The 6,321-nt window shown below is 63.0% G+C and carries 7 protein-coding genes; 3 read left to right on the forward strand and 4 right to left on the reverse strand.

Going from position 1 to position 6,321, the window contains the following annotated elements; translation table 11 throughout:
* On the reverse strand, positions 1-1,630 hold a 1,630-nt coding region (gene katE, locus VA602_RS14375; protein ID WP_323453539.1), incomplete at its 3' end, for a catalase HPII.
* A gap of 224 nt (positions 1,631-1,854) precedes the next feature.
* Here katE and VA602_RS14380 point away from each other — a divergent pair.
* From VA602_RS14380 to VA602_RS14390, 3 genes are all read left to right on the forward strand, one after another.
* Positions 1,855-2,862, forward strand: a complete 1,008-nt coding sequence (locus tag VA602_RS14380) for a methionine ABC transporter ATP-binding protein (protein WP_065864691.1) — start codon at positions 1,855-1,857, stop codon at positions 2,860-2,862.
* The gene (locus VA602_RS14385; protein ID WP_054893364.1) at positions 2,862-3,533 is read left to right on the forward strand and encodes a methionine ABC transporter permease; all 672 of its coding nucleotides are present in this window, start codon (positions 2,862-2,864) and stop codon (positions 3,531-3,533) included. Before VA602_RS14380 ends, VA602_RS14385 begins: the two co-directional genes overlap by 1 nt.
* A 64-nt stretch (positions 3,534-3,597) precedes the next feature.
* Positions 3,598-4,371 (forward strand): MetQ/NlpA family ABC transporter substrate-binding protein, encoded by a 774-nt coding sequence (locus tag VA602_RS14390; RefSeq protein WP_323453540.1) that lies wholly within the window; start codon positions 3,598-3,600, stop codon positions 4,369-4,371.
* 73 nt (positions 4,372-4,444) lie between these two features.
* Here the strand turns inward: VA602_RS14390 and VA602_RS14395 are convergent, their stop codons facing one another.
* The 3 genes from VA602_RS14395 to VA602_RS14405 form a co-directional block, all read right to left on the reverse strand.
* Positions 4,445-5,077, reverse strand: coding sequence for an SCO family protein (locus VA602_RS14395; RefSeq protein WP_054893366.1), 633 nt, complete (start codon positions 5,075-5,077; stop codon positions 4,445-4,447).
* The gene (gene cyoE / locus VA602_RS14400) at positions 5,074-5,973 is read right to left on the reverse strand and encodes a heme o synthase (protein WP_323453541.1); all 900 of its coding nucleotides are present in this window, start codon (positions 5,971-5,973) and stop codon (positions 5,074-5,076) included. The genes VA602_RS14395 and cyoE overlap by 4 nt, the downstream gene beginning before the upstream one ends.
* A partial coding sequence (locus VA602_RS14405) for a COX15/CtaA family protein (RefSeq protein WP_323453542.1) occupies positions 5,958-6,321 on the reverse strand: 364 nt, incomplete at its 5' end. The genes cyoE and VA602_RS14405, both read right to left, overlap by 16 nt.

A 6,321-nucleotide genomic window follows, 5' to 3' on the forward strand; every position in this document is an offset into this window, starting at 1 on the left:
GTTTCGATTCCTTACCTTTGACCGTCCCGGTCTTCGGCGCCGGTAGGCCGAGGTTCTGCGCGACAGCGGCTGCAAGCTTCAGGTCGATATTGGCCAGAATCTCATTAACCTCACGCGCACGAATATGCTCGCGCTCCACCTTGCCCAGCTCGAAGCTGTAGGCCTTGATGATGTGCTGTTGTTCGGTGTCGCTCATGCTGTGGAAGAACAGCCGGGCTTGCGAGAAGTGATCGCCGAACGACTCGCTGCGCTGGCGGATCTTGTGCGCGTCGACGCGCTCCTGGTAGCTCTCGAAGCCACCGTCCTGCGGCGCTGCTGGGGTTTCTTTCGGCCAGCCAGCATCGATCGAGTTGGGCTCGTAGGCGGCGCGGCCCTTGTGAATGGTGTGACGGTGCATGGCATCGCGCTGATTGTTGTCATTGCGCACCACCGGCCGGTTGATCGGGATCTCGTGGAAGTTCGGCCCACCCAGGCGGCTGATCTGAGTGTCGGTGTAAGAGAACAGCCGGCCTTGCAGCAGCGGGTCATTGGTGAAGTCGATGCCCGGCACGATATGTCCCGGGCAAAAGGCGATCTGTTCGATTTCGGCGAAGAAGTTGTCCGGGTTGCGGTTGAGCACCATCTTGCCCAGCGGCGTCACCGGCACCAGTTCTTCGGGGATTATCTTGGTCGGATCGAGCAAATCGAAGTCGAACTTGTGCTCGTCTTCCTCCGGCACGATCTGCACGCCCAGTTCCCACTCGGGATAGTCACCGGTCTCGATGGCCTCCCACAGATCGCGGCGATGGTAGTCGGTGTCCTTGCCCGCCAGCTTCTGCGCTTCGTCCCACAATACCGAGTGCACGCCCTGGCGCGGCTTCCAGTGGAACTTGACGAAATTGGCTACGCCCTCGGCGTTGATCAGCCGGAAGGTATGCACACCGAAGCCTTCCATCATCCGCAGGCTACGCGGAATGGCGCGGTCGGACATGGCCCACATCACCATGTGCGCCGACTCGGGCACCAGCGAAACGAAGTCCCAGAACGTATCGTGGGCCGAGCCGCCGGTAGGTATTTCGTTGTGCGGCTCAGGCTTCACCGCGTGGACGAAATCGGGAAACTTGATCGCATCCTGGATGAAGAACACTGGCATGTTGTTGCCAACCAGATCGAAATTGCCTTCATCGGTATAGAACTTGACGGCAAATCCACGTACATCACGCACGGTATCACCTGAGCCACGCGGCCCCTGCACCGTGGAGAAACGCACGAACACCGGGGTGATCTTCTCGGCATCCTGCAGGAAGCCGGCCTTGGTCAGGGCGCTGTGATCGCCATAACTCTGGAAATAACCATGGGCACCGGTACCTCGGGCGTGCACGATGCGCTCCGGGATGCGCTCGTGGTCGAAGTGGGTGATCTTCTCGCGCATGATGAAGTCTTCGAGCAGCGAAGGCCCGCGTGCGCCCGCCTTGAGGGTGTTCTGATTGTCGGCGATACGTACGCCCTGGTTGGTACGCAACGCCTGGCCAGTGGCGTCGTTACGGTCCTGTTCGAGGCTTTGCAGCTTGGCATTGGTGTTGGCGCGGTCGGGCGTCTGGGTACCGGCCAGTTCGCTCTGCTTGGGCGCATCCGTCCTGTTGCTCGACATCTTGGCTCTCCTCATCAGTCTTCAGGCTGCCCGTTCGGGCTTGTTCAAGTAATGACTGGACCGTTTCGCCAAGCGTTCCATCGGGATTACCGGTTGTCGCGTTATGCCGGATCGATTGGTCGATTACGAAATAAATGCTAAGAACAACTATGGGAAAAGGCTAAAATGCGCCACCCCAGCTCACCGCTGACCCCAATTTCCATGCGCCCCACAAGGTTCGCTACGTGATCGAGTTCCAACATGTGCACAAGACCTACCGCGTCGCCGGTAGGGACATCCCCGCCCTGAATCCGACCAGCCTGACCATCGAGAATGGCCAGGTGTTCGGCCTGATCGGCCACTCCGGCGCTGGCAAGAGCACCATGCTGCGCCTGATCAACCGCCTCGAAGCGCCGTCCGGCGGCAAGATCATCGTCGACGGCGAAGACGTCACCGCCTTCGACGCTAACCAGCTGCGCCGCTTCCGCCAGCAGGTCGGCATGATCTTCCAGCACTTCAACCTGCTCGCCTCGAAAACTGTCGCAGACAACGTCGCCCTGCCACTGGTGCTGGCCGGCGAGCTGTCGCGCGCAGAGATCGACAAGCGCGTCAGCCAGTTGCTGGCCCGCGTCGGATTGTCGGACCACGCGAAAAAATACCCGGCACAACTGTCGGGCGGCCAGAAACAACGCGTGGGCATCGCCCGGGCGCTGTCGACCAACCCGAAGATCCTGCTGTGTGACGAGGCCACCAGCGCCCTCGACCCGCAGACCACCGCCTCGGTGCTGCAACTGCTGGCCGAGATCAACCGCGAGCTGAAGCTCACCATCGTGCTGATCACCCACGAGATGGATGTGATCCGCCGAGTCTGCGACCGCGTGGCGGTGATGGACGCCGGGGTGATTGTCGAGCAGGGGCCGGTGGCGGACGTGTTCCTGCACCCGCAACACCCGACCACCAAGCGCTTCGTCCAGGAAGACGAGCAGGTCGACGAGGGCGAGCAGCGCGACGACTTCGCCCACGTGCCGGGCCGCATCGTGCGCCTGACGTTCCAGGGCGACGCCACCTACGCGCCGCTGCTGGGTACCGTGGCCCGGGAGACCGGGGTGGACTACAGCATCCTGGCCGGCCGTATCGACCGCATCAAGGATGTCCCCTACGGGCAACTGACCCTCGCCGTCACCGGCGGCAACATCGACGCAGCGTTTGACCGCTTCAAGGCGGCTGACGTACACATGGAGGTCCTGCGCTGATGGACGCCCTGAATTTCTTCGCCAACGTCGACTGGGCCGAGATTTCCCTCGCCACCGGCGACACCCTGATCATGTTGTTCGGCTCGCTGCTGTTCACGGTGCTGCTCGGCCTGCCACTGGGCGTGCTGCTGTTCCTCTGCGGGCCCCGGCAGATGTTCGAGCAGAAGGGCGTCTACGCGCTGCTGTCGCTGATCGTCAACATCCTGCGTTCGCTGCCGTTCATCATCCTGCTGATCGTGATGATTCCGATCACCGTGCTGATCACCGGTACCTCGCTGGGCGTGGCCGGTGCCATTCCGCCACTGGTCGTGGGCGCCACGCCATTCTTCGCGCGCCTGGTCGAGACCGCGCTGCGCGAGGTGGACCGCGGCATCATCGAAGCCACCCAGTCGATGGGCGCCACCACCCGCCAGATCATCACCAATGCCTTGCTGCCGGAGGCCCGTCCGGGCATCTTCGCGGCCATCACCGTCACCGCCATCACCCTGGTGTCCTACACCGCGATGGCCGGTGTGGTCGGCGCGGGCGGCCTCGGCGACCTGGCCATCCGCTTCGGCTACCAGCGTTTCCAGACCGACGTGATGATCGTCACGGTGGTACTGCTGTTGGTACTGGTGCAGATTCTGCAGAGCGTCGGCGACAAGCTGGTCGTACATTTTTCCCGTAAGTAAACCTAACAGGGTCGGCCCGGCCGTCCCGTTCGGGGGCCGTCGCGGCCCTCACAAGGAGTGATCGATGAAAAAGCTGTTCGCTGTCGTCGCCGCCGTCGCGGCCTTCTCGGCCCATGCCGCCGAAACCCTGACCGTCGCCGCCACCCCGGTGCCGCACGCCGAGATCCTCAACTTCGTCAAACCACAGCTGGCGAAGGAAGGCGTGGAGCTCAAGGTCAAGGAGTTCACCGACTACATTCAACCGAACGTGCAGGTCGCGGAAAAACGCCTGGACGCCAACTTCTTCCAGCACCAGCCGTACCTGGATGAATTCAACAAGGCCAAGGGCACCAAGCTGGTCAGCGTTGCCGGCGTGCACATCGAGCCGCTGGGCGTCTACTCGGCCAAGATCAAGAAGCTCGACGAACTGCCATCCGGCGCCACCGTGGTCATCCCCAATGACGCCACCAACGGCGGCCGCGCTCTGCTGCTGCTGGACAAGGCTGGCGTGATCAAGCTCAAGGACAACACCAACATCCTGTCCACCGTGAAGGATGTGGCTGAAAATCCGAAGGGTGTGAAATTCCGCGAACTGGAAGCGGCCACCATCCCGCGCGTGCTGACCCAGGTAGATGCAGCGCTGATCAACACCAACTACGCCCTGGAAGCCAAGCTCAACCCTGAGAAGGACGCCCTGGCCATCGAAGGCAGCGACTCGCCGTACGTGAACATCCTGGTGACCCGTGAGGACAACAAGGACGCGGACGCGGTGAAGAAGCTGGTGCAGGCTCTGCACTCGCCTGAGGTGAAGCAGTTCATCAACGAGAAGTACAAGGGCGCTGTGGTGCCGGCGTTCTAAGCCGAACGATCGCGCTGGATTCTTCGCGGGCAAGCCGGAACGCCGACTTGCCCGCGAAGCTTTTGGGGGTTCATCAATCCCGCTTGACCAGCCCCGGCAACTGCGCCACCAGCTTCTGGTTGTTGAACGGCGCACGAATGAACCCGCGCTGACGCCCGTCCGGCCCGACCACCGCCAGGTTGCCACTGTGATCGACGGTATACCCTGGCTTGCTGGTGTCCGCCGGGATGAACGGAATGCTCAGGGCATTGGCCAGCTTCTGGGTATCCTCGATGGAACCTGCCAGCCCCACGAAATCCTTGTCGAAATAGCCCAGGTACTGCTTGAGCTGCTGCGCCGTGTCGCGGTTCGGGTCGACGCTTACCAGTACCACCTGCAAACGATCGATCGCCTCCTTGGGCAACTCGCTCTTCACCTGGCGCAACTGCGCCAACGTGGTTGGGCAGATGTCCGGGCAGTAGGTGTAGCCGAAGAACAGCAACGACCACTTGCCCTTCAACTGATCCAGCGCCACTGGCTGGCCGTTCTGGTCGTTCATGGTGACATCCGGCACGCTGCGGCTCTGCGGCAGGAGGATGATGCCGGCATCGATCAGTTCGGCCGGATTGGCCTCGCTACGGCCATTGAGCACCTTGTTGACGGTCAAGCCCATGATCAGCGCGACCAGGGCAACGAGGATGAAGACGGTTTTCTGGGTTCGGGTCATAGGTTCAGCAACAGGTAGTGGTCAACGAGCAGGGCGATGAACAGCAGGAACAGGTACGCGATAGAGTACTTGAAGGTGCCGATCGCCGCGTGCGGCCGGGTGCCACGGTACAACACCCAGGCCCACTGGACAAAGCGCAGCCCCAGCAACAGGGCGCAGCCCAGGTAGAGCGGGCCGCTCATGTGGATGGCGTAGGGCAGCAGGCTCACCGCCAGCAGTACCAGGCTGTAGAGCAGTATGTGCAGCTTGGTGTAGTGCTCGCCGTGGGTCACCGGCAGCATCGGTATCTCGGCCTTGGCGTATTCCTCCTTGCGGTGGATGGCCAGGGCCCAGAAGTGCGGTGGCGTCCAGGCAAAGATGATCAGCACCAGCAACAGCGGCTCCGCGCTCAGGTGGCCGCTGACCGCGACCCAACCCAGCAATGGCGGGGCGGCGCCCGCCAGGCCGCCGATCACGATGTTCTGCGGCGTGGCGCGCTTGAGAAAGCCGGTGTAGACGACCGCATAGCCCAACAGGGAGGCGAGCGTGAGCCAGGCTGTGAGCGGATTGGTGAAGGCCAGCAGCAACGCCATCCCGGCGATTGCCAAGGCCAGGGCGAACGCCAGCGCCGGCAGGGGCGCAACCCGTCCCTTGGCCACCGGGCGCTTGCAGGTGCGGGCCATCAAGGCGTCGATGCGCCGGTCCAGCACATGGTTGACCACCGCCGCGCCGCCGGCGCACAGGGCGATGCCCAGATTGCCGAACAGCAGCACCGTCCACGGCACACCCGCGCGGGTGGCGAGGAACATGCCGACCAGCGAGGTGATCAGCATCAGCACCACCACCTTGGGCTTGGTCAGCTCCAGGTAGTCGCGCCAGCCAGCGCGCTGCCGCCCTTGGCTCAGAACTGTCGCCACGTGTCGTTCCTCAGATGATGGGAAACGCCGCCAGACGTGATCGGCCGCAGGCGCCAGCCCAGGCCGACACGCACCTTGTCGACCACCCGAATGCGGTAGTTCACCAGCACCATGGCCAGCAGCAGCAGGGCGCCCCCGGCGTTGTGCGCCACAGCCACCCCCAGCGGCAGGTGCAGCAGCACGTTGCTGATCCCCAACCCCACCTGCAGCGCCAGGGCAGCAAGCACCAGCCGGGCCAGGCCGGACAGGCCAGTGCGGTGCAGCTTCCAGCTCAGCATCAACAGCACTGCCACGACCATCAATGCACCCAGGCGATGGCTGATATGGATGGCCGTACGCGCATCACTG

It is taken from the genome of Pseudomonas machongensis, assembly GCF_034961125.1.
Classification (GTDB): Bacteria; Pseudomonadota; Gammaproteobacteria; order Pseudomonadales; family Pseudomonadaceae; genus Aquipseudomonas; species Aquipseudomonas machongensis.

Coding starts and splice junctions, on each gene's coding strand:
- VA602_RS14385 (WP_054893364.1), top strand. CDS start 2,862: ATGGACGCCCTGAATTTCTTCGCCAACGTCGACTGGGCCGAGATTTCC.
- VA602_RS14390 (WP_323453540.1), top strand. CDS start 3,598: ATGAAAAAGCTGTTCGCTGTCGTCGCCGCCGTCGCGGCCTTCTCGGCC.
- VA602_RS14395 (WP_054893366.1), bottom strand. CDS start 5,077: ATGACCCGAACCCAGAAAACCGTCTTCATCCTCGTTGCCCTGGTCGCG.